The 20,732-nt window shown below is 45.5% G+C and carries 23 protein-coding genes, 1 tRNA gene and 2 pseudogenes; 11 read left to right on the top strand and 15 right to left on the bottom strand.

Going from position 1 to position 20,732, the window contains the following annotated elements:
* From LAY57_RS36555 to LAY57_RS18780, 3 genes and pseudogenes are all read right to left on the bottom strand, one after another.
* Nucleotides 1-131, bottom strand: a pseudogene (locus tag LAY57_RS36555) (Uma2 family endonuclease); the annotation flags it as partial.
* Between the two features lie 529 nt (nt 132-660).
* Nucleotides 661-789 carry a photosystem I reaction center subunit IX gene (gene psaJ / locus LAY57_RS18785; protein ID WP_249068340.1) on the bottom strand — a complete coding sequence of 43 codons (129 nt, stop codon included), beginning with the start codon at nt 787-789 and terminating at the stop codon, nt 661-663.
* Between the two features lie 36 nt (nt 790-825).
* Complete coding sequence (locus tag LAY57_RS18780; protein ID WP_249068339.1) at nt 826-1,320, bottom strand: Photosystem I reaction center subunit III; 495 nt, start codon at nt 1,318-1,320, stop codon at nt 826-828.
* Nucleotides 1,321-1,455: 135 nt separating this feature from the next.
* On the opposite strand from LAY57_RS18780, the gene tsaD reads away from it, so the two are divergent.
* A complete protein-coding gene (gene tsaD / locus LAY57_RS18775) occupies nt 1,456-2,499 on the top strand; it encodes a tRNA (adenosine(37)-N6)-threonylcarbamoyltransferase complex transferase subunit TsaD (protein WP_249068338.1) in 1,044 nt (347 codons plus the stop codon).
* Nucleotides 2,500-2,594: 95 nt separating this feature from the next.
* Entirely contained in the window at nt 2,595-3,200 is a 606-nt protein-coding gene (locus tag LAY57_RS18770) for a Uma2 family endonuclease (RefSeq protein WP_249068337.1), read from the top strand.
* A 227-nt stretch (nt 3,201-3,427) separates the two neighbouring features.
* On the opposite strand, the gene LAY57_RS18765 is transcribed toward LAY57_RS18770, so the two are convergent.
* Nucleotides 3,428-4,936: a pentapeptide repeat-containing protein gene (locus tag LAY57_RS18765; RefSeq protein ID WP_339389358.1), complete on the bottom strand. Its 1,509-nt coding sequence runs from the start codon at nt 4,934-4,936 to the stop codon at nt 3,428-3,430.
* A 16-nt stretch (nt 4,937-4,952) separates the two neighbouring features.
* Between LAY57_RS18765 and LAY57_RS18760 the strand changes: the two genes are divergently transcribed.
* Nucleotides 4,953-5,315 carry a hypothetical protein gene (locus LAY57_RS18760; RefSeq protein WP_249068360.1) on the top strand — a complete coding sequence of 121 codons (363 nt, stop codon included), beginning with the start codon at nt 4,953-4,955 and terminating at the stop codon, nt 5,313-5,315.
* A 236-nt stretch (nt 5,316-5,551) separates the two neighbouring features.
* On the opposite strand, the pseudogene LAY57_RS18755 reads toward LAY57_RS18760, so the two are convergent.
* The 4 genes and pseudogenes from LAY57_RS18755 to LAY57_RS18740 all read right to left on the bottom strand — a co-directional run.
* Nucleotides 5,552-5,686, bottom strand: a pseudogene (locus tag LAY57_RS18755) (pentapeptide repeat-containing protein); the annotation flags it as partial.
* A gap of 126 nt (nt 5,687-5,812) precedes the next feature.
* On the bottom strand, nt 5,813-6,463 hold the full coding sequence (locus LAY57_RS18750; protein WP_249068336.1) for a carbonic anhydrase: 651 nt from the start codon (nt 6,461-6,463) through the stop codon (nt 5,813-5,815).
* Between the two features lie 662 nt (nt 6,464-7,125).
* A complete protein-coding gene (locus LAY57_RS18745) occupies nt 7,126-8,028 on the bottom strand; it encodes an alpha/beta fold hydrolase (RefSeq protein ID WP_249068335.1) in 903 nt (300 codons plus the stop codon).
* A 273-nt stretch (nt 8,029-8,301) separates the two neighbouring features.
* Nucleotides 8,302-9,024: a hypothetical protein gene (locus tag LAY57_RS18740; protein ID WP_249068356.1), complete on the bottom strand. Its 723-nt coding sequence runs from the start codon at nt 9,022-9,024 to the stop codon at nt 8,302-8,304.
* Between the two features lie 218 nt (nt 9,025-9,242).
* Between LAY57_RS18740 and LAY57_RS18735 the strand changes: the two genes are divergently transcribed.
* Nucleotides 9,243-9,770 carry a GNAT family N-acetyltransferase gene (locus LAY57_RS18735; protein WP_249068334.1) on the top strand — a complete coding sequence of 176 codons (528 nt, stop codon included), beginning with the start codon at nt 9,243-9,245 and terminating at the stop codon, nt 9,768-9,770.
* 209 nt (nt 9,771-9,979) lie between these two features.
* Nucleotides 9,980-10,053 (top strand) — tRNA-Pro (locus tag LAY57_RS18730).
* A gap of 1 nt (nt 10,054) precedes the next feature.
* Here the strand turns inward: LAY57_RS18730 and LAY57_RS18725 are convergent.
* Complete coding sequence (locus LAY57_RS18725; RefSeq protein ID WP_249068333.1) at nt 10,055-11,353, bottom strand: ABC transporter substrate-binding protein; 1,299 nt, start codon at nt 11,351-11,353, stop codon at nt 10,055-10,057.
* A 346-nt stretch (nt 11,354-11,699) separates the two neighbouring features.
* Between LAY57_RS18725 and LAY57_RS18720 the strand changes: the two genes are divergently transcribed.
* Nucleotides 11,700-12,584 (top strand): Tic22 family protein, encoded by an 885-nt coding sequence (locus LAY57_RS18720; protein ID WP_249068332.1) that lies wholly within the window; start codon nt 11,700-11,702, stop codon nt 12,582-12,584.
* Here the strand turns inward: LAY57_RS18720 and LAY57_RS18715 are convergent.
* Nucleotides 12,562-12,798: a hypothetical protein gene (locus tag LAY57_RS18715; RefSeq protein WP_249068331.1), complete on the bottom strand. Its 237-nt coding sequence runs from the start codon at nt 12,796-12,798 to the stop codon at nt 12,562-12,564. The two genes, LAY57_RS18720 and LAY57_RS18715, sit on opposite strands and share 23 nt — an antisense overlap.
* Nucleotides 12,799-12,832: 34 nt before the next feature.
* Here LAY57_RS18715 and prmC point away from each other — a divergent pair, with 34 nt between their 5' ends.
* Nucleotides 12,833-13,738, top strand: a complete 906-nt coding sequence (gene prmC / locus LAY57_RS18710) for a peptide chain release factor N(5)-glutamine methyltransferase (protein ID WP_249068330.1) — start codon at nt 12,833-12,835, stop codon at nt 13,736-13,738.
* 37 nt (nt 13,739-13,775) lie between these two features.
* On the opposite strand, the gene LAY57_RS18705 is transcribed toward prmC, so the two are convergent.
* Nucleotides 13,776-14,150 carry a DUF433 domain-containing protein gene (locus LAY57_RS18705; protein ID WP_249068329.1) on the bottom strand — a complete coding sequence of 125 codons (375 nt, stop codon included), beginning with the start codon at nt 14,148-14,150 and terminating at the stop codon, nt 13,776-13,778.
* 127 nt (nt 14,151-14,277) lie between these two features.
* Between LAY57_RS18705 and LAY57_RS18700 the strand changes: the two genes are divergently transcribed.
* Entirely contained in the window at nt 14,278-14,868 is a 591-nt protein-coding gene (locus LAY57_RS18700; RefSeq protein ID WP_249068328.1) for an L-threonylcarbamoyladenylate synthase, read from the top strand.
* A 60-nt stretch (nt 14,869-14,928) separates the two neighbouring features.
* The gene (locus LAY57_RS18695; protein ID WP_249068327.1) at nt 14,929-15,768 is read left to right on the top strand and encodes a sensor histidine kinase; all 840 of its coding nucleotides are present in this window, start codon (nt 14,929-14,931) and stop codon (nt 15,766-15,768) included.
* Here LAY57_RS18695 and LAY57_RS18690 read toward each other — a convergent pair.
* The 4 genes from LAY57_RS18690 to rplU form a co-directional block, all read right to left on the bottom strand.
* On the bottom strand, nt 15,716-16,189 hold the full coding sequence (locus LAY57_RS18690; protein WP_249068326.1) for a GNAT family N-acetyltransferase: 474 nt from the start codon (nt 16,187-16,189) through the stop codon (nt 15,716-15,718). The two genes, LAY57_RS18695 and LAY57_RS18690, sit on opposite strands and share 53 nt — an antisense overlap.
* 248 nt (nt 16,190-16,437) lie before the next feature.
* Complete coding sequence (hemB, locus tag LAY57_RS18685; protein WP_249068355.1) at nt 16,438-17,415, bottom strand: porphobilinogen synthase; 978 nt, start codon at nt 17,413-17,415, stop codon at nt 16,438-16,440.
* A gap of 102 nt (nt 17,416-17,517) precedes the next feature.
* Nucleotides 17,518-17,814, bottom strand: a complete 297-nt coding sequence (rpmA, locus tag LAY57_RS18680; protein ID WP_249068325.1) for a 50S ribosomal protein L27 — start codon at nt 17,812-17,814, stop codon at nt 17,518-17,520.
* A 27-nt stretch (nt 17,815-17,841) separates the two neighbouring features.
* Complete coding sequence (gene rplU, locus LAY57_RS18675) at nt 17,842-18,255, bottom strand: 50S ribosomal protein L21 (RefSeq protein ID WP_249068324.1); 414 nt, start codon at nt 18,253-18,255, stop codon at nt 17,842-17,844.
* A 369-nt stretch (nt 18,256-18,624) separates the two neighbouring features.
* Here rplU and LAY57_RS18670 point away from each other — a divergent pair, with 369 nt between their 5' ends.
* Both LAY57_RS18670 and LAY57_RS18665 read left to right on the top strand, forming a co-directional pair.
* Nucleotides 18,625-19,746 carry an AAA family ATPase gene (locus LAY57_RS18670; RefSeq protein WP_249068323.1) on the top strand — a complete coding sequence of 374 codons (1,122 nt, stop codon included), beginning with the start codon at nt 18,625-18,627 and terminating at the stop codon, nt 19,744-19,746.
* A 2-nt stretch (nt 19,747-19,748) separates the two neighbouring features.
* Nucleotides 19,749-20,696: a hypothetical protein gene (locus LAY57_RS18665; protein WP_249068322.1), complete on the top strand. Its 948-nt coding sequence runs from the start codon at nt 19,749-19,751 to the stop codon at nt 20,694-20,696.
* The last annotated feature ends 36 nt before the right edge of the window (nt 20,697-20,732 follow it).

The following is a 20,732-nucleotide window of genomic DNA, read 5'->3' as shown; positions in this document are numbered from 1 at the left end:
AGAGAATCAGTTAACAGAATGCTTTGGGGATGCTCCTGAAAATTCTTCACGAAAGTACCGTCTGATTCTGGTAGTTGAGTATGGTCTGGTAATGCTGTTATTACTGTTTGGGGCTCGATACTTAGAGTCATTCGATTTTGGATTTTGGATTTTGGATTTTGGATTGACCCCAGGGATGAATCGGGCTGGCTCTTAAAATAATAATTTATTGGTTATAAGTAGACATATTTATGATGCCATGTCCCTACAAAAATGTTTATAACGAACATTAGCATAATGATTCCGAAAGACCCGTAAATTCTAATTTTTTATTATATTATAGCAACCGCCTTGGCGGTTAAGACAACTCCATCTCTTACCTCTGGTTCATAATCCCTTACGGAGTAACCTTTTCCCTCTTCCCTCTTCCCTCTTCCCTCTTCCCTCTTCCCTAGCCCCTAGCCCCTAGCCCCTAGTCCCTAGCTATACATTGAAACTTTTTATGCCACCTGATACGGAATCCGCAACGATTACCCGTCTTATCTTGACCTGCTGTAGAGACGGTTCATGAACCGTCTCTACAATTGCTAGTTTCGGAAGAAGCTACCGCAAAAAGCCAAAACTAGCATATCCCTTTGGATAGAACCCACTCTTCAAATGAGTAAGCCTAAAGATAGATTCTTACGGCATCGGGTGAAACAGCAGGTCGGGGAAAAAGCGGTTGAATTCGATCAAAATTCCAGCTGTGATGGTCATCCAAACAGCGGCAATAACTGGTGCGGTGGAAAGATACTTGAGGAAGTATTGCATGAGCGAAGATTCTCCAAAAATTAAGGTGTAAATAACCTAGCGCGGTGAAACTGGGATTTCTTCTTCCTTGGCAAACATTTCACCAGTGGTGAATTCTTTCAAGGCTAAGAGAGGCCACATCGGCCCAGTCAGCATCTTGGAAACAGCCAGAGGAACATCGATGATGATTTCTTTTTCTTCTGGGGATTTGTCTTGCTTGATGGCTTGCAGGTAGGAACGACCGACCCAGCCAATCCAACCAGCGATATACAGGAACAGAATGCTAGGAATCAGAAAGTCCCCAGCAAGCTTTAAACTGCCATCTACGAGCAAATGGGGTAATCCCTCTGGGCCGCAGAGTTCCTTGGAATAACGCTGAAATCGTTTTACGCCTGATTGGGGATCGTCAGTGGTATTACGCGCACTTTCGATCCGTTGCTGGAAAGCGGGGGAGTCTTTGCAAGGTACAAGCATAGCAGCGTCGGCTGACCCTGCGGGGACAAATGTAAACCAGAGACCGATTACAAGAATCAGAGCGAACAATCGTCGCATGGATTGTTTCCTTTTGTTACAAAACAATAACTTTTCCCTACAAGAAGTTGAAGTTATTTGTACAGTCAAGGTGGCTGAACTATAAAACAGCCTCTCTTGCAGGGAAAGCACATTGATTTTTTAAAGTACCAGTGAATGGCGACAGTTTTAGCAATTGAAACAAGTTGTGACGAAACTGCGGTAGCAATTGTTAAGAACCGTGAAGTTTTAAGTAGCATCATCGTTTCTCAAATTCCTGTCCACCGACAGTATGGCGGTGTTGTGCCGGAGGTAGCTTCGCGCCAACACTTGGAGACGATTAACGATCGCATAGCCCAAGCCCTCAAAGACGCTGATATAGGGATAGCAGAGATTGATGGCATTGCAGCCACCTGTGCCCCTGGCTTGGTGGGAGCTTTGTTAGTAGGATTAACTGCCGCCAAAACGCTGGCTATACTTCACAATAAACCTTTGGTGGGCGTTCATCACCTGGAAGGACATATTTACGCTTCTTATCTCAGCGCCCCCGATTTAGTGCCACCCTTCCTCTGTCTGCTAGTTTCGGGCGGTCACACAAGTTTGATTTATGTGAAAGATTGTGGTAAATACGAAACTTTAGGAGAAACCCGCGATGACGCTGCCGGTGAAGCCTTCGATAAGGTGGCGCGGTTGTTGCAGCTAGGTTATCCCGGTGGCCCAGAGATCGACAAGCTGGCGCTTTTGGGCAATCCCAAAGTCTTTCCCCTCCCAGAAGGTAAAATTTCGCTTCCCAGTGGCGGCTATCATCCCTATGATTCGAGTTTTAGCGGTTTAAAGACTGCTGTGCTGCGGTTAGTGCAAAAGCTGGCAAGGGAGGGCGTAGAGCCTTTGCCTGTGAATGATATCGCGGCGAGTTTCCAGGATACGGTGGCCCGATCGCTAACTCGCAGAGCAATTTCGTGCGCCCTCGATTATGGACTAAGTACGATCGCAGTTGGCGGTGGGGTAGCAGCTAATAGCGGACTGCGCCAACACTTGCAAACAGCCGCAGAATCTCATAATTTGCGGGTAATCTTCCCCAGTCTTAAATTTTGTACTGATAACGCGGCGATGATTGCTTGTGCTGCTGCGGATCACCTGGATCGGGGCCATACATCGTCTTTGACTTTGGGAGTGCGATCGCGCCTTGCGATTACCGATGTGATGCAGCTTTACATCTAGAAACCCGGTTTCTTCAAGAAACCGGGTTTCTGAGGTCTACTTCATCCAACTGCAAACCGCTTTATGACAATATTCGTGATTCATAGGAATCAACAATGGTTTACACCACGCCAAAACTCCTAACCTTTGAAACATTTATCGCTCAATATGGTGATAATCCGCGCTATGAACTTGCTGACGGAGAATTAGTTGAGATGGAACCCACTGGGCCACACGAAACAGTCAGTGGTAAACTAGCAACTCAAATTGGGATTGCGATCGCATCTGAACAACTCCCTTGGTTTATTCCTCGCACTTGTTTAATCCGTCCCTTGGCAGATGCAGCTACTGCCCGTCGTCCCGATATTATCGTTTTAGATGAAACCACTCTCGCTAGCGAACCTTTATGGCAAAGAGAACCTGTGATTACGTTGGGGCGATCGATCAAATTGGTAGTAGAAGTCGTTAGCACCAACTGGGAAACAGATTACGCTCGAAAAGTGGAAGAATATGCTCTTTTGGGAATTCCTGAATATTGGATTGTCGATTATCTAGGCTTGGGAGGTGTGGCTTTTATCGGTAAACCCAAACAACCAACTGTTACCGTTTGCCAATTAATTGAAGAAGATTATAGTCAGCAACAATTTCGCCTCGGTCAACCGATAATTTCGCCTCTGCTAAAAAACTTACAAATTCGCCTTGATGATATTTTGCCTCGTTAATAGCCTTGTCATGGGATTTGGAAAAAAAACCCGGTTTCTGGGATGTATTGAAGTACGTTGTTGCGCTTTATCGCTAAATCGCAACAACATATAGCTAGGGGCTAGGGGCTAGGGAAGAGGGAAAAGCTTACTCCGTAAGGGATTATGAACCAGAGGTAAGAGTTGGAGTTGCTCTAACCGCCTTGGCGGTTGCTATACCTCTATTTATAGAGGTTTTCAGATTTTTTTTATAAACCAAAAACCGATGTAATTAATGGCAACAACTTATTCCAAGATTCCACAAAAGTTGCAGCAAGAGGTAGTCCGGTAACTATTCCTTTTAGCATCGTAATTGCATTATCTGCGATATCTTTCTTATCCTCATCTTTGGGATTTTGACCTGCTTCTGCTAAGGCTTTCACCTGTTTTAATACCTTAGCTTTGTCCTTATCTGATAAATTGGTGTCAGATTCAATTGCTGATTGTAACTGCTTTAACAAGTCTGCCAACTTTGGCGCTTCTGGGGTGTTTGAATTTTCAGGTTCACCGATGCTAACAGTGACATTACCGCTAATTTCACCCCCTGCAACTCCGGTCATTTCTTTACCGGCGACACCGCTATTGTCGCCGCCTACGATACCTGCAACATCGCGACCAACGTCGCCAAATTTGAAATTACTGCTTTTATCTGACATGGTAGTATCTCCTTGATTTTGATGAGTAGAAAAATTAGGTGAAATAGTAATAGTCGGTTCCGATGTTTTCTGCTTTCCTTCTATGAATGTACTTAGCAATCTAATCGTTGATTCTCTTTCAATTAATAATGCTCTAATCGTTTCTGGTGGTAAAGATTGAAGATAACCTAAATTATCTGAGTAACTAACACTTAAAGCAGCATGGTCAGCTTGGGCTGCGGTTTCTGCTTTCAGAATTATTTTATCCTTATTTTTGCCTTTTTTCTCGATTGCTACTAATTCTATATCTGCATCAGAATGCTCATCAATTAGTTGTTGAAAAGCTAGAGCTATCAATCGAGGGTCAGTAGGTTTATTGTGGTAAAGGTTAAGCGTTTGGCGCATTGGCGCAATAAAATCTGCAAAATTACCGTCTTTAAAGAATTGATCCCAATTTGCAGGCTGACGGCGCGGGTTCGGGTCGCGTCTTTCTTCGGGTGGTAGAGTGATAAAATCCGGGCGCTTATCTGGTGGTAAACGCATGAAGACAAAATCGCATTTCACGCCATCAATTTTTGTTTCGGTAGTGATATTCCATCCTTCAATATAAGCGCCAGTGAGATTAGCACCAGTTAAATCTGTTAAGTCTAAAAGAGTATGTACTAATTTAGCATCGGAAAGGTTAGCATCCTGCAAGCAAGCTTCTTGGAGGTTTGCTTCAATAAAACTCGCTCCTTTTAAGTTAGCTCCTTTTAAGTTAATTCCTTGCAAGTTCAAACGCTCAAAATTTTTATCTTGTCCTTGTCCTTTTATCACAACATCTCGCACTTGGGGGATTTTTAAATAACTTTCTCCAGGTCGAGCAAAATCTAATTTTTCAACATTTTTAAAACAGGTACGAGTAAGAATAGCATCTCTGAAGTCAGTATTTTTAAGAGTGGCTTTGGTGAAATCAGTATCGGTTAAATTGGCATATTGAAAATTAGTGCCTCCCGTAGCAGCAAAAGCTACAGCAATTATGCGAATCACAGCATCTCTGGGATCTCCTTTAATCGCACGCCAGCCGAGATAACTATACAACACTATCGATACGATGGTGATGGCGAAGGCGATGGTGATGGCGAAGGCGCTGGTGATGGCGAAGGCGCTGGTGATGGCGAAGGCGATGGCGATGGTGATGGCGCTGGCGAAGGCGATGGCGAAGGCGATGGCGCTGGCGAAGGCGAAGGCGATGGCGAAGGCGCTGGCGAAGGCGATGGCGAAGGCGCTGGCGAAGGCGCTGGCGAAGGCGAAGGCGAAGGCGCTGGCGAAGGCGCTGGCGATGGCGATGGCGGTGGCGCTGGCGCTGGCGATGGCGATGGCGCTGGCGAAGGCGAAGGCGCTGGCGCTGGCGATGGCGATGGCGCTGGCGATGGCGCTGGCGAAGGCGAAGGCGATGGCGCTGGCGTTAATTCCTCGATAAATTAAGAGGAAATTAAAAGCTAAAAACACAATTAGACTTACCCAGCCGATAATAATAGCGTTTTCCAGTTTTGGCTGAGTTATGTATGACACGAAAATGCCTAATAATACTGTCAAGAAACTTGATATTACTAACAACACCAAGCAAACAAACAACAGCGTAATTACCCATCGCTTCGGTAATCCAGCTTTCGCCGCCACAAACTTAGCACCGCTCAGGTTAGCCTTAGTAAAATTAGTCCCCCTAATATCAGCTTCCGAAAAATCTGCACCGGATAAATCTTTACCCTTAAAAGACAAACATCGGAGATTTTCACGCCGAAAATCTCGCCTCCCCTCTCCATAGCGCTGCAAAACTTCACTCGCTTTCATACCGAGTAAGGATACTCCTGATTTCTTTTGCTACTACATCTGGTTGTTCTTTCATTGCCAGATGTCCGCAATCAGGAATTTCAATAAAATTATAGTGATACGAAACCCAACCTACAAATCTGACAGTTACTTTAGCAACAAAGTATGAGGCGCAGGGCAACTGGGGTAGAAGTACCAGCCTTCGGTTGAAACTTTTAGATCTTTAATCAGACCTGAATACAGGTCGAGTACCCAGCCATGAACTTGGGGAGCGCATTCTTCTCGCAAGGCATTTCGCATAATTGAGGTTTGGTAGAGATTTTTGACTTGAACCTCAACATTCAACTCCGCTAGGCGATTCAGTTTGGCTTGGCGGCTAGGCAGTTTGTCAATTTCCTCTTTCTTTTGCAGGTACAGTTCGCGAATGGGGTTGACCCAAGTATCTACAAGTCCTGTCGCAGTTCCTTCAAAGGCTGCTTGAATCCCACCGCAATAGTAATGACCGCAGACAATAACGTGCTGAACATGAAGGTGGACGATCGCATATTCCAGCACAGACAAAAAGTTAATATCAGTTAAACAGACTTGATTGGCGATATTCCGGTGGACAAACATTTCACCCGGTTCGGTTTGCGTAAATCTTGTCAGGGGCAAGCGGCTGTCTGAACACCCAATATAGAGATAGGGTGGCTTTTGTCCAGTCGATAGCTTCTCGAAGTAATTGGGGTCAACTTGCTGCTGTTGAGCAACCCACGCTTGGTTATTGTGTAATATATCCGCAATACTGCAATAATTCATCTTTCTTCCCCCGTGGAGACCCCCACCATAGCTGTATTCAGCTTGGTGGTCGGAGGAAACGGGGGGCATGGTCTATGCTGCATAACATATTTCTTGTAGAGAGTAGAAAACCTTTGCGCCCCAAAAGCGGTAGTTCTTTCTGGCATCCCCTGCTGGCATTACAGGATTGAGGCTACCGAGATTGTTCTGGAAAGACCCGCCTCGGTGGGGCGTTTAAGAAAGGGGATTTCTCCCTCTCCCATTACTGGGGCAGGGGTAAATGTTCGCCTCGACAATGTTAGTGGTCGGTACTATCCAAGCAGCACTGGCTTAACCCTCTATACCTGTTTAACCACTCGGTTCTAGAGCTACGGACTGGCGTCGCATCCGCAGGTAGGTCTTTAACTCTTACCACTAACGTAGGTGTTGCCACCTGAGTCTGGTCAACTAGGGCTATCTTTCAAGCCCCCGTTATAGTCGGTACTCCGATTTAACGGTGGGTTGTTGACGGTTTGTCGATATTCAAATTTACAGATGGCCAATTAAATCTCAATCTGCAAGCCAATTATGACTCTAAAGACACGATACAGACTGTGTACTAGAATACCTAACTTCTGATTAAGGTTGGATTACAGTTTGTAGAGACGTTTCATGAAACGTCTCTACAGCCGATTGAGATGACCTTAAATTTTAGAACTAGATCGATCGAGAATAATACTAATTTCTTTTGCCACCACATCAGGTTGTTCCACCATTGCCAAATGTCCGCAATCAGGAATTTCAATCACATTATCCCCACAGCATTGAAATAGGGGATGAAAGCTAGCCAAATGACGAACATATTTAGGTTCCATAATCGTGTCATTGGCACCGGCAATGAAATAAACAGGCTGCTTCAGGCGGGAGACAACCTGCGGTAAGCGATTCACCTCTGCTTCTGTTGTAGAGTCCAGCAAAGTCCCTAGCGCCGCTTCCGGGTGAGCCATGACAAAATCGACGATCCGCTGACGGCCCCAAGCGCGTGCTAAAGGGCGAGCCACACTATCGCGAGTAAATACTAAATCTATCCAAGGCAGATGACAGAGCAGACGGGGGCGGAATTTAATTAATTGCTGACCTACAGACCGAAATCGCTCGAAGGCTTCCTTAAGGTAAATACCGCCACCGGCGTTGATACAGACGACGCCCTTGACGTACTCAGGTAGCTGTTCGGCTCCCCAGAGAGCGATCGTACCCCCTAGAGAGTGCCCAATTAGCCACGCACTGGAGATATTCAATTCTTGCAGCAAAATGCCCAGATCGCGAGCGTAGACCGCTGGAGTATAGCGGGAGGTCGTAGAGCTTGAATCCGAGTTTACCCAAGTTCCTTGACCGTTAAACCGAGACTGGGAGGTGATTTGGGAATAGCCAAATCCGCGTAAGTCATAAGATAAGCATTGGTAAGTCGGTGCCAACCGCTCAATCAGCGGTTGCCAGTAACGGCGGCTTAAGAGCCAACCGTGAATAAAGACTAAAACATGGCCAGAGGCGGTGGGAGGCGTTAACTCGTAGGCGTGGGGCACACCCAGGATATTGATGCTTGCCATATTTCGATCCTATCCCGAAGTTCTGCCATAGCGATCAAAAGTCAAAAGAACCAGGACTTACGCACTAACCTTGGTTTTGCCCCCCAGCCCCCCAAATCTGGGAGGAAAAGAGTCTTCTCCTCCCCAAATTTGGGTGGAGAAAAGTCCTGTTCCCCCCAAATCTGGGGGGCTAGGGGGGCGAAAAACGTAAGTCCTAAAAGCTTCTCACTTACTAGCCCCTTTGCCCCTTCCCCATGCCCAAGTTCCCCTTCTTTTTCTTGACTTTTGACTTTCCTAGCCCCGGCCCATCAACCTCTGGCGAACGCCTTCGGCAATTTTTTGGCCCAGATATTCGGGAATGATGTTCTCGTTGGGGCCAAGCAGGTATAAAATCAGGCGGGTTCGCCCGCGCCAGACCAGCAAATTGGCACTGATTACTAGCAGATCCTCTTGCCAAATTGCGTACATTACTTTATAGAACAGACCGGGCTGGTTGTCGGCCTCAATCAACAGAGCGGGAAGATGGAAAACTTGATCGATGTGGAAGTCAGTTTCTACCTGCTCTAAGCCAGCATCCAGATTGAATTCCACCGCCAGCATTTCTTCCACCTCAAAGCGCCCTGCCAGTGCCTCTCGAATGGCGCGGCAGACATTTTCCGAAGTTTTTTCCGTCAAGGCTTTGCTGCCACGGGAAACCACCAGTTTGATAAATACCAACATGGGTGGGCGGATCTGACCGTACAGGCTAAGACTGTGAATAGTCAGCCCATAGGCAGCAAGCACGCCAAAAATGTCGCTCAGCAGAAATGACTGATTCCGGTAAGCAAAATACAAGGCCGTTTTGTTGCCTTCCGGTTTTATCTCGATCACAGCTCGCCTACTTCTATAGAGCCGGTAGGCTAGTCTCAAGTTTTGCAGTTGGCTCTCACTGCTGACAAATTGCTCATAAAACTGAGGAAACGACCGATTAAAGCGTTTCAGGAGTTCCAGCGTAGATGATTTCAAACCCTGGGCCATCATTTGGGGTCAAACTCGCCTACCAGGTCAAAGGCTGGCAAAAAGATGAATCTTAACATTTAATCGATTTGTCAGGTGATTTCGTGTTGGGGGCAGGGGAATACCCACTGCCAACGACTGACTCGGTAAAGTCAGCCGAACACTGAGGGGAGTGCGAGAGATATACTATCTAGTACGGCCATCCAACTTCCTTCTATTAATACAATAATCAAGCCTGCATGGGTTTTTGGAAAAGCTGGTTTAGCGACTCTGATGCTGCCTCGACAACTAGCGCGATGCAAATGGAAGAAGATGTGATTCCAGGAACGGGCGATCGGGCCACCCGGAACAGTCGCATCTTTTTCAGTACTGACCGGGACATAGACCTCTACGAACTAGAAGAACTATGCGATGCAGTGGGTTGGTCCCGCCGACCGCTGCGTAAGGTCAAAAAAGCTATTCAGCATAGTTTCCTCGTCAGTTCCATGTGGGAGGTGAGAGGAAACCGTCGTCGGCTGATTGGCTTTGCCCGCGCTACTTCCGACCATGCGTTTAACGCCACCATTTGGGATGTGGTCGTTCACCCGGACTTCCAAAGTAAGGGGTTGGGAAAGGCGTTGATGAAGTATACGATCAAGAAACTCCGCAGTGAGGATATTAGCAACATTACCTTATTCGCTGACCCCCATGTCCTAGATTTCTATCACGGTCTAGGATTTGTTTCTGACCCGGAAGGTATTAAGGGGATGTTTTGGTATCCTAACTAAGAGAAATACCGAAAAATACCAGGAAGTCTAGTCCAAACTGGGTTTCTGGTCAGGGGAGAGTCAATCAACCAAAGGTTGGGATCGACCAAGGAAAGCCGGTCTCTCGTCTATGACAACATTTTTCGGTATTACTCTTACTCAAATTTTGAAGAAATAACGATCGATTGTGCCCAGTTTCTCAAAAACAGGTTATAGTTAAAACTGACCGTCGGGATGTAGCGCAGCTTGGTAGCGCGCCTGCTTTGGGAGCAGGATGTCGCAGGTTCAAATCCTGTCATCCCGATTTACTGCGAACCGCCGACAGTGATGATATCCGTCACTTTGAGGTTGCCAGCGGTGTCAATAGTCCAAACATCGTAGCTGCCAGTGACATCTCCTTGGACATCGAAGTCTACATTGCCGCTGGCTCCCTGGTAGTTAATATCTTTGCCTTCGCGGATGAGAGAGAGAGCCTGACAAACATCGCCGACTTCTTGTCCTGGTTGATTGGCGACGGATAGTATTTTTTCTTGGATGGCAGCACCTGTGGGGGATTTGGCAGCTTCAGCGGCGAGAACCAAGACAGCCGCCGCATCCCAGCTGTTGGGGTCATAGACTCCAGGCTGACGCTTGTAGGTGGTTTGGTAGCGATCGCGAAATGCGGCTAAAGCTGGGCCGGTTGCATTCGGGGCTGTCCCAATAATGCCAGCAGCGATGTATTGCCCAGCAGTATTTTTCCCCACCAGCTGCGCCACTTTGGCTTCTTTCATCCCCTCCGTAACCAGGACTTGAGTTTGCTTACCGAGTAATCCTTGTTGGTAAGCCGCTTTGAGGATTAAACTACCCGTTTCTGGGTAGGCAATCAGGAGGACAGCGTTTGGTTTGCCCCCAAAAGCAGCCCCCACTTCCGATTCAAAGGTGGAAGCATTAGGCGCGTAACGAGTGGGTTTATCCCGATTCACGACTTTGCCGCCCAAAGCTTCAAAGGCGGGGATAAAAGATTGCACTAAACCGTTGCCATAATCGTTATTAATAGCCAGAACCGCTACAGACTTATAGCCTTTTGCTTTTGCCAGTTTCGCGAGTGCTTGACCCTGAAATGTGTCGGGCGGGGCGGTGCGGAACCAAAATCCCTTGAAATCTCCTTTTTTTGCTCTTTCTGTGAAAATGGGGCTGGTACTGGAGGGAGAAATTTGCACGACTTGATTGCGAACGGCAATATCCACGGCGGCACTAGAAACGGCGCTTCCAGCTGCCCCGACGACACCGCCCACCCGATTCACTTCAGCTAGCTTACTCATAGCTGTGGCACCGGCAGCAGGCTGAGTTTGATCGTCTTCAGAGATTAGTTCCACCGGCTTACCCAAAACGCCCCCACAGTCATTAACAGTTTTTACAAGTAAACTGGCACTATCCTGCATGGATGAGCCGAATTGAGACAAATCCCCGGTGATGGGTAGGAGAGTGCCAATTTTGAGCGCACTGGTGCTAGTCTGACAGGCTGTGGGCAGTAACAGTAGGCTAATACCTGCGACGAGTTTGGCTAACGCCCCGTGGCGTAGTCGGCTTGCTTTTGTGGTGATAGATTGTTGATATTTCAGCATATGTCACAATTGGAACTGTTGCTCCGACAGGAGAGTCAAACAGGTGTGGATATCCTAGAATCCGCCGGAATTTGAGTTTTTACTGAGTCTGGCTCTACTCTATCTCAACTAAATTTAGGGATGCTACTGAAAAATGTCGCATCGCAAATCTCACCAGTAAAATTGCCCAAAAAACCTGTCTCTGTTTGTCAAGCGATCGCGCTAGGATAAAGCAAACGGAAAACTGATTACTCAAAATTGCGCGGTGAATAAACTAGCAGCCGATTGCATTAAAAAACGATCCGATACACTACCTAAGTTAAACAGGTTCTAATTTTTCTAGTCCGGGATTATTCAAGGAGAGGTTATGAAATCGATAGTTCGCTGGGGTGCAACATTAGGTCTGATTGGCAGTACCTTACTAACCAATCTGTTTGTCGGAAATCTGAGGGCGCTTGCTCTCACACAAGAAGAGATTGTACAAAAGCTAAGACCGATACCAGTATTTATTGTTGCTAATCCGCAATCTGGTGAATTACTGGTCGGTCGTGTAAATAATGCACAGGGCGCTAATGCTACCAATGGACAGAACAATGTTTCCGTAGCTCGCATTTTTATCAGCCAACAAGATGCTCAGGCTTTTTTGGATAAGCTGAAAACTGAAAGACCGGAGATCGGCAGAAATATGCAGGTAATACCAAGATCTCTGGGCGAATTATACCAGCGGGCTCAAGAAAATAAAAACCAGACAGAGCGGTTGGTATTTGACATGGTGCCAGTTAAGCAGCAGGTTGATTCGGCATTGGCGATGCTGCGGCAGAACGGTCAAAGGGAAAACGAATTTAATGGGGTGCCTCTATTCATTCCCAGAGGTGGGCCAGAAAAAGGATATATAACTATGCAAGTTCCCGAAATGGGCAATCAGCAGATTATTCCGGTGTTCTTCAGTCGAGAAGATGCACAGAATATGTTGAATCAGTTTAAGCAACAAAATCCCCAACAGGCTTCTAACGCTGATATTGAGGTGGTGAACTTTGAGGGGGTAATTCAGACTTTGACGAGCAAAAATGACCAGTGGCTAAATCAACTGATGTTGATTCCGCCGCCAGAAGCGAGGGAATTTTTGCGATCGATCCAACAATCTAATCGCCAAAACCAGAATTCGCCTGGGACTGGCACAACTAATCCCCCATCTCGCAATAATCGATCGCAACCTGCCGCACCCCCTGCTAACAGACCGCAAAATAGGTGATTGGGGATTGGGGATTGGGGATTGGGGATTGGGGATTGGGGATTGGGGATTGGGTTTTGGGTATTGGGGATTGAGGATTGGGGATTGGGGATTGGGGATTGGTGGTTGATGACAACTGACAACTGACAACTGACAACTGACAACTGACAACTGACAACTGACCACTGACCACTAACCACTGACAACTGACAACTGACCACTGACCACTGACCACTGACCACTGACCACTGACTAATGACTAATGACTAATGACCAATGACAAAATTGTTTCCGGTCTAGAACTTTGGCAGTGGCGTCAGAGTGCGTTAGTCAGCGCTAAGGCAGCTGATGTCCCGCCGATGGAAGTGGACTGGATATTGCAAGAAGTGGCTGGACTCGATCGCTTGGCATTGTGTTTGGAGTCGTTTAAAAATTGGCCCCAGATTGAACTAAAGCTGTCACTATCAGAGTTGAAGCAACTGTGGTCTAGGCGTATTCGCGATCGCTTGCCAGTACAGTATATAACTGGAATAACTCCCTGGCGGCATTTTAAATTGGCGGTTTCACCAGCAGTGCTGATTCCCCGTCCAGAAACGGAGGGTTTAATTGATTTAGCTGTCGAAGCTGTCTCCTCTGCCCCTCTGCCCCCCGGCACCCCTCACCACTGGGCTGATTTGGGGACTGGGAGTGGCGCGATCGCGATCGGTTTAGCAGATGCCTTTCCTAAAGCTACAATTCATGCTGTGGACGAAAGCTCTGCTGCCCTATCCATTGCCCAGCAGAACGCCCAAGGATTAGGATTTACCGACAAAATCAAATTTTATCAAGGTTCGTGGTTTGAGCCTTTACAGGCTCTTAAAGGCCAACTGAGCGCTATGGTGTCGAACCCACCTTACATTCCCAGCGAAATGGTACTGACTCTGCAACCGGAAGTCACCAAACACGAACCGCACCTCGCCTTAGATGGTGGAAACGATGGTTTGGACTGCATTCGGCACTTAATACAAACAGCACCAGATTATCTGCTTCCCGGTGGCTTATGGTTGATTGAGATGATGGCAGGACAGGCAGAGATGGTAGCAGAATTGTTGCGACTAAACGGAAATTATATCGAAATTCAGATATTCTCCGATTTAGCGGGAATCGATCGATTTGCTTTAGCTTATCGTTGTTAATTTGGTTGTCCTCTCAGATTATGATCTACCAAAAAAATCATTCTTTCAATTCCCGCTTGGCTTTCTGAGCTTGAAGCTTTGCCCAAAGAGCTTCTTGGCCTGGTTTTGGTGGCATTGCGGCAATCTGGGCAAGGCGATCGCGATTTCTTTCTTCCCAATATTGCCGAATTTCTTCTGCCTGTTCTAAAACGATTTGATACTCCGCTTCGACTTCAGCACGATTTGTCTCAATGTAGGATAAGGCAGCATTAATTTGTTCATCTCTCAAACAAAGTTTTTCGCGGATTGAGTTGGGTGAATATTGAGCTATTAAGTAATCCATCACGTCATATAGAGTGATGCGCGTACCTGCAATGGTCAGTCCGCGTTCGGTGCGAATAATCGCCGCTTGTTCATTGGATACGGTTGTCATATCTATGCTCTGGTAGAAATTGTCTTGTTTTACACCTACAAAAAGCCGCAGTTTTTATGTCAAAATGAGATAAATTATCTTCTCTCCCAGTGTAACAATTGATTATTAAACCAATAAAAAATGACCGATGACCCAAGTCTCCCTCGACATTCTGGTAGATAAAGCACGTTCTGGCTATCTGGTAAGCTTTCCTACAGATACGGTGCCAGCATTGGCAGTATTATCAGAGAAGGCAGATTTAATTTTTGAGGCGAAACAAAGGCAGCAAGATAAACCGCTGATTTTGATGGCGGCGTCTGCGGCCCAGTTGTGGCCATTTTGTAGGGGAACCGCAGAAGAGTTGAAGATTTGGCAGCGATTTGCTGTATCGTACTGGCCGGGGGCTATAACTTTTGTGTTACCCGCATCGGAGAAGGTTCCGAGAGCGGTTAACCCAACTGACCAGACTACAATAGGGTTACGAGTGCCGAATTGTGCGATCGCTCGCCAGATTCTAGCCCAAACTGGCCCACTGGCAACCACTAGCGCCAATTTATCAGGTCAGCCCCCTTTGCAAACAATGTCAGAAATTGAAGCCCAGTTTCCCGACGTTCTGACTCTTGTGCCTTCTCCATTAGAATCAACGAATACAGGCGGTATTCCTTCCACAGTGGCTAAATGGACGGACAGTGGTTGGGAAATATTAAGACAAGGAGCGGTTAACTTGGAAGTCTGTTAGTCTAAATTGGCGGGGAGTAATTCCCTTTTTTTAAGCTTTAATTTTTAATTTTTAATTCTTATGGACTCTAACCCAGAAGTATTGGCGCTCAAAGAAAAATTGCAACAGGCTGAAGTAGCCTACCACATGGCAGCTGAGATGAGCCAATTTAAAGCAGGTTTTTTGGCTCGAATTTCCCACGAGTTGCGATCGCCTCTCAATAGTCTAATTGGTCTGCATCAAATAATTCTGTCCGATTTGTGCGAAGACCCAGCTGAAGAACGAGAATTTGTGGCGCAAGCCCATACCTCTGCCTTGAAAATGGTAGCGTTACTTGATGAAATTCTCAAAGTTGCCAGAACAGAATATGGCACAAATCAGCTGGAAATACAGCCATTGCAGCTAGCACAGGTTTTAGCGCAAGTCTATGATTTGACCCACCTACAAGCGGCAAATCGCAATATCCGTCTTCAGATAATGCCAGCCGACCCGGAAATTTATGTCATGGCAGACCACCGCTGGTTGCGGCAGGTGTTAATGAATTTGGTGGACACGCCACTGAAACTGATGCAGGAAGGTAGCATTACCGTTTCCGTCCATCCAGATGCGGCAACGGGGTATGTCCGCATCTGGATTGAAGACCAACGTCCTGCGAGTACTTGGAGTGACTCAATAGATTTGTTGCGGTCTGTTCCCGAAACTAATAAATCTATTGAAATTGATAAAACCATTGATGAGAATTTTACACTCTCACCAGGACTTACTCTACTAATCTGTCAGACTCTTTTGGAGCTGATGAAGGGACGCTTGGAAGTTTTGGCAGTCCCCTCACCGGGCGCGGAGTCTAATCTGACTCGCATCCAATGCTCTATCCCCTTAGCGATTCCCCAGACGCCATTGCTGGGGCAGGAAGGGAAGTAGCTTGGGGTTTGTTGTACAGCACCATTGTGGTACTGGGGTTGGGAAACTGAAATCCAAGTCGCAGGTAAAAGCCCTGTTGATATGTAGTCATCAGATATACTCTCTCTACGCGGCTGATCCGCGGATGATTTAAGAGTGTTTCGATCATTTTGCGTCCCAGGCTCAGTCCGCGATAATCGGGGTGAATCACGACATCCCAAATTGTGGCCCGATAGACGCAATCTGAGTTTGCCCTACAAAACCCGATTAACCGATTCTCGTCCCAGACACTGATTACAGGATCGCTGTTGGCTATAGCAACTGCCAAATCTTCAATTTTCCGGTTTTGCGCCCAGAAAGCCGCCAGTTTAAACAGTTCCTGTAGTTGATTGAGGTCTACTTGCGATCGCAAATCGCAGAACTTAATATTACGACCATCCATCGTTATCGATAACCTAGAATCTTTTACCGAGTCATTTTACTAATCTACTAGCGGTCAATTGGTGTCCAATCGCACTGAAATTTTCTAATTTCTGTCTTATAGCTAGGGGCTAGGGGCTAGGGGCTAGGGGCTAGGGGCTAGGGAAGAGGGAAGAGGGAAGAGGGAAAGTTATTCACTGCTCCTCTGCTCCTTTGCTCCTCTGCTCCTTTGCTCCTCTGCTCCTCTGCCCCTCCGATAATTGACATTTCCTACAACCAACGAGCGGCGTCTTTGGCGTGATAGGTCAAAATCAGATCTGCTCCAGCCCGCTTGAAGCCGGTCAAAGTTTCCATCACTACCCGCTCCTCGTCAATCCAGCCGTTGAGAGCAGCTGCTTTAATCATGGAATACTCGCCAGAAACATTGTAAGCGGCAACCGGCAAGTTGGTAGCTTCTTTGACACGCCAGATCACATCCATATAGGCAAGAGCCGGTTTTACCATCAGCATATCGGCTCCTTCGGCGATGTCCAGTTCGATTTCTTTAAGGGCTTCGCGGGCGTTGCCTGGGTCCATTTGATAGGTTCTGCGATCGCCAAATTGCGGTGTCGATTCAGCGGCATCTCGGAACGGCCCGTAGTAGGCTGAAGCATACTTAGCTGCGTAGGACAATATTGGTGTATCTTGATACCCAGCTTCATCCAATCCGATCCGAATTGCCTGCACAAAACCGTCCATCATTCCAGAAGGCGCGATGATATCCGCACCGGCTTTAGCTTGAGAAACGGCTGTTTTCTTCAGTAATTCCAATGTTGGATCGTTCAATACGCGCCCGCTTAAGTCGCCAACTTCCAGATAGCCGCAGTGGCCATGACTGGTATATTCGCAGAGGCAGGTATCAGCTATTACAACCAAATCCGGCACAGCTTCTTTTACTGCCGTGGCTGCTTTTTGAACAATTCCGCAATCGTGCCAAGCCCCGGTAGCATCTGCATCTTTATCGGTGGGAATGCCAAACAGGATGATGGACGGGATACCCAGGTCATAAACTTCCTTGGCTTCTTCCACTATTTTATCTACCGATAGTTGGTAGACTCCCGGCATGGATTTAACTTCTTTAGCAATGGCTTCGCCGGGTACTGCAAACAGCGGATATATTAGATCGCTTGTTGTTAAAGCATTTTCGCGCACCATACGGCGAAGTTGAGGTGAGGTGCGGAGGCGGCGAGGGCGATTGATGGGGAACATGGCGTTTGATAAAGCTATAGAGTAGGTTGGGTTGAGGTCAGAAAACCCAACCTCAATCAAGGCTTTGTTGGGTTTGGCTCGCGCTCTACCCAACCTACAATTTTAGACCGCAACTGCTACGGGTTCAGCTGCAATTTCAGCAACTACCTTGGGGTAAACGCTGACTTTCTTGCGGGTTTTACCCTTTCTTTCAAAGGTGACGATGCCGTCGGTGAGGGCAAACAGGGTGTCATCGCTGCCGATACCGACGTTATTGCCGGGATGAAACTTGGTTCCGCGCTGACGGATGAGAATGTTGCCTGCTTTGACAACTTGACCGCCGAAGCGTTTGACGCCGAGACGCTGGGCATTTGAGTCGCGACCGTTGCGTGTACTACCAGTACCTTTCTTGTGAGCCATGATTTCCTCTATTTTTTCTACTACTAACTATTCTGCTGCGTTATCGGCGGTTTCTTCGGGAGCAGCTGATTTTTGGGGGGCTTCAGGCTGGGATGATGCAGCTTCAGCAGTTGCGATCGCTTCCCCGTTCAAACTGATAGAGTTAATCATCAGACGAGTGATTTCCTGGCGATGCCCCCGTTTTTTGCGGGTTTTCTTCTTGGGCTTCATCTTGTAGACGATGACTTTGCGCCCGCGAAAGTGCCGCATCACTGTGCCTTCTACGGTAGCGCCTTCGACTAAGGGCTGACCGATACTCACATCGCCGTCGTTATGAATGAAGAACACTTTGTCGATCGTAACTTGTGCTTCTGGTTCAACGTGCAGCAGTTCGATATCGTAGAAGCGGCCCGGTTCTACTCGCAGTTGTTTGCCGCCGGTTTCAATAATTGCGTAAGTCATGAGATTGTCCGAAAGGTTTGCCGTACAGGTAGCTGATTGGGGCATGGGACGGCAAGACTATTGCCTGTTCTCAATTTCCAATTAACAGCTTTTGGAATGTGTTGACCTGATCCGAGCAGGATTAGACACACAATCTCCTATCATCTGTTATTTGGTGGGTGGTTGTCAAGTGCGATCGCTAGAAAATCCCTAATACTACTCCGAAATAAAAGATCAGCACCTTTTTCCCCATTGTCAGGCTCAATTTTGCTAGAAAAAGTTTGATTCATTTCGTTAAACTCAACATATAATATAAAGGTTATAAGAGTCAGTGCCAACCCTACTTAGTAGTTCAAAATACTCAATATCAATCGATGCTGAAGAGTTATTATGCGTTTACTACGAGTTCAAGTTCCTGACTTTCGCGTATTACAGAATGTTGATATTACCTTTGAAAAGGATTTTTTTCCTAATATTTTTCCGCTTGGCAGTCAAAATGGAGGTGGGAAAAGTACACTTTTACAACTGATTTTTGGATTGCTACATTGTTCTTATAATCCCGATCGGGTGGATTTTTTGAAAAATTTGCTTAACGGTTTTCAAGTAGAAAGAAATGAGAGGGAATTAGCTATCATTGACATTGGGTACATGGAAGAAAATGTCCGCCTTAATTTTTTTGCTGTAAGGAAAGTTGATACTGAAGAAATAGAAAGTGAAAATGAAGGATTTCCATTCAGTGCAGGTGGAGGGAAAGTGCGATATATATTCAAATATTCAGCAAGCCGAAATGAAATTGAAGATTATGTTTTAGTTTCTCGTATAGATAACATAGATATAAATCAAATAGAATCTTTTCTCAAGGATCTGGCACAAAAAATTTTTCTGGCTGCTCCTGCTACCCAAGTTTTCCTTTTTCTTGCTACCAATTCAAAAAAATTATTATTTAGAGAGCCAACTAAAAAAAATGATTACTATTCACATTTAAAGGATGCCAAATCTAAATTACCAGGTTTTTTTACTTATGATTTTCTAGCTGTAGAGCTTCTGACTAAATCCTTGAGAGCAGCTATAGCTGAAGATATGAGAGAAGTCACAGAAACAGGTAAATATGGAAATAGCTATAAAGAACTAATTAAAGATTTACATCTAATTTTAGGTAACAAAAAAATAAATTTGGAACCTGATTTTTATGGTGTCAATTTTAAATTAGATAAAGACGGTGAAACTGTAGAACTATATCCAGAAGATTTAAGTCATGGCGAATTAAAGAGACTCAGTATTTATATGTGGCTGAAATACTATAATATAGAAAATGCGATCGTCCTCATGGATGAAATAGAAATTGCATTTCATCCTGATTGGCAATATCAAATAATTTCAGACCTCAAAGAATGGGCACCGAGTAATCAATATATTTTGGCAACTCATTCTTATGAGCTATGTCAAGCACTTACACCTGCTCATGTTAAGGAACTAGAACCAAAACTTCTTAAGCAAAACCCTTCCAATTAATTATGAGTCTCAATCCTGAGCAGTTAAAGCAACACTGTGATAATATTATTCTATCTCGGAGAATTAAAAATAAAATAGTTGTGTTATGTGAAGGAGAAAGGGGTATCAAGGATACTAAGGATAGATTATCACCTCAATCTTATGCAAGAATGGAACAAATGCCAGATGCAAACTTTTACAAAGCGTGTGTTCCAAGATGGTGGAGTCAGTATAAACCAGAGTTTTTTAATTGTGGCGATCGCAAAGATGTAATCGATACCTATTTTAACCTTTTAGAAATTCATACACAAGACAATAATAACTCATATTTAATCCCAGAGAAACTTTTTGCCATTGTAGATTTGGATTTGCAATTACAAAAGATTGATAATTATACTTTTTCCGATACAGAAGCTATTTTCTGCGATCTTTACGGACAATGCAAAGTCAATGAAATAAATGCAAATAATCATCGTATATGGGTGACAGGGTTAGTTCATAAAGAAGCTTATTTTTTAATACCCGATCTGCAAGAAGTATTTGATAATATTTTTGCTTCTCCGCTTTATAATAGCAATTCTTTGGTACTTGAAAATATTTACTTAACTATGGCAGATGCAATAGTTGACGATGTAGATTTAAAGAATAACTTACCAACAATAGCCAATCGGATTAATTATTTGTCTAGTTTAGATTGTAGTGACACAGATAAATTGCGCGATTCATGGAAAGCAGAGTTTGACAACACCCAAAATGATATAGAGAAAAATGAGTTAATTCTTGCTTTGCTGACAATTAAAAAAGCTAAGGATTACTGGAATAAAATTCACCCTCCCACTGATTACAGTTCTCCAGCAGAGAGATTTAGAGAACAACTGTTATTAGAAATTGGACAATTTTATTCGCATAACAGTAGCGATTCTAGATATCATATTTCTTTTTTCTTGGCAACTTTATACAAATTTGTATAATAAGTAGGTGCGATCGCTCTTTTTCTCTCTTCCTTA

It is taken from the genome of Argonema antarcticum A004/B2 (assembly GCF_023333585.1).
Taxonomy (GTDB): domain Bacteria; phylum Cyanobacteriota; class Cyanobacteriia; order Cyanobacteriales; family Aerosakkonemataceae; genus Argonema; species Argonema antarcticum.
Note: the sequence above shows the minus strand (reverse complement) of the source record. Positions and strands in the feature narration are given on the sequence as shown.

Excerpts from the sequence above, each read along its gene's own strand:
- psaJ (WP_249068340.1), bottom strand. The coding sequence starts at position 789 with ATGCAATACTTCCTCAAGTATCTTTCCACCGCACCAGTTATTGCCGCT.
- LAY57_RS18725 (WP_249068333.1), bottom strand. The coding sequence starts at position 11,353 with ATGCTGAAATATCAACAATCTATCACCACAAAAGCAAGCCGACTACGC.
- LAY57_RS18705 (WP_249068329.1), bottom strand. The coding sequence starts at position 14,150 with ATGACAACCGTATCCAATGAACAAGCGGCGATTATTCGCACCGAACGC.
- LAY57_RS18670 (WP_249068323.1), top strand. The coding sequence starts at position 18,625 with ATGCGTTTACTACGAGTTCAAGTTCCTGACTTTCGCGTATTACAGAAT.
- LAY57_RS18770 (WP_249068337.1), top strand. The coding sequence starts at position 2,595 with ATGGTTTACACCACGCCAAAACTCCTAACCTTTGAAACATTTATCGCT.
- LAY57_RS18665 (WP_249068322.1), top strand. The coding sequence starts at position 19,749 with ATGAGTCTCAATCCTGAGCAGTTAAAGCAACACTGTGATAATATTATT.
- LAY57_RS18745 (WP_249068335.1), bottom strand. The coding sequence starts at position 8,028 with ATGGCAAGCATCAATATCCTGGGTGTGCCCCACGCCTACGAGTTAACG.
- LAY57_RS18720 (WP_249068332.1), top strand. The coding sequence starts at position 11,700 with ATGAAATCGATAGTTCGCTGGGGTGCAACATTAGGTCTGATTGGCAGT.
- tsaD (WP_249068338.1), top strand. The coding sequence starts at position 1,456 with ATGGCGACAGTTTTAGCAATTGAAACAAGTTGTGACGAAACTGCGGTA.
- LAY57_RS18690 (WP_249068326.1), bottom strand. The coding sequence starts at position 16,189 with ATGGATGGTCGTAATATTAAGTTCTGCGATTTGCGATCGCAAGTAGAC.
- LAY57_RS18740 (WP_249068356.1), bottom strand. The coding sequence starts at position 9,024 with ATGGCCCAGGGTTTGAAATCATCTACGCTGGAACTCCTGAAACGCTTT.
- hemB (WP_249068355.1), bottom strand. The coding sequence starts at position 17,415 with ATGTTCCCCATCAATCGCCCTCGCCGCCTCCGCACCTCACCTCAACTT.
- LAY57_RS18750 (WP_249068336.1), bottom strand. The coding sequence starts at position 6,463 with ATGAATTATTGCAGTATTGCGGATATATTACACAATAACCAAGCGTGG.
- LAY57_RS18735 (WP_249068334.1), top strand. The coding sequence starts at position 9,243 with ATGGGTTTTTGGAAAAGCTGGTTTAGCGACTCTGATGCTGCCTCGACA.
- LAY57_RS18760 (WP_249068360.1), top strand. The coding sequence starts at position 4,953 with ATGGCGAAGGCGATGGTGATGGCGAAGGCGCTGGTGATGGCGAAGGCG.
- LAY57_RS18695 (WP_249068327.1), top strand. The coding sequence starts at position 14,929 with ATGGACTCTAACCCAGAAGTATTGGCGCTCAAAGAAAAATTGCAACAG.
- LAY57_RS18780 (WP_249068339.1), bottom strand. The coding sequence starts at position 1,320 with ATGCGACGATTGTTCGCTCTGATTCTTGTAATCGGTCTCTGGTTTACA.
- LAY57_RS18700 (WP_249068328.1), top strand. The coding sequence starts at position 14,278 with ATGACCCAAGTCTCCCTCGACATTCTGGTAGATAAAGCACGTTCTGGC.
- rpmA (WP_249068325.1), bottom strand. The coding sequence starts at position 17,814 with ATGGCTCACAAGAAAGGTACTGGTAGTACACGCAACGGTCGCGACTCA.
- prmC (WP_249068330.1), top strand. The coding sequence starts at position 12,833 with ATGACCAATGACAAAATTGTTTCCGGTCTAGAACTTTGGCAGTGGCGT.
- rplU (WP_249068324.1), bottom strand. The coding sequence starts at position 18,255 with ATGACTTACGCAATTATTGAAACCGGCGGCAAACAACTGCGAGTAGAA.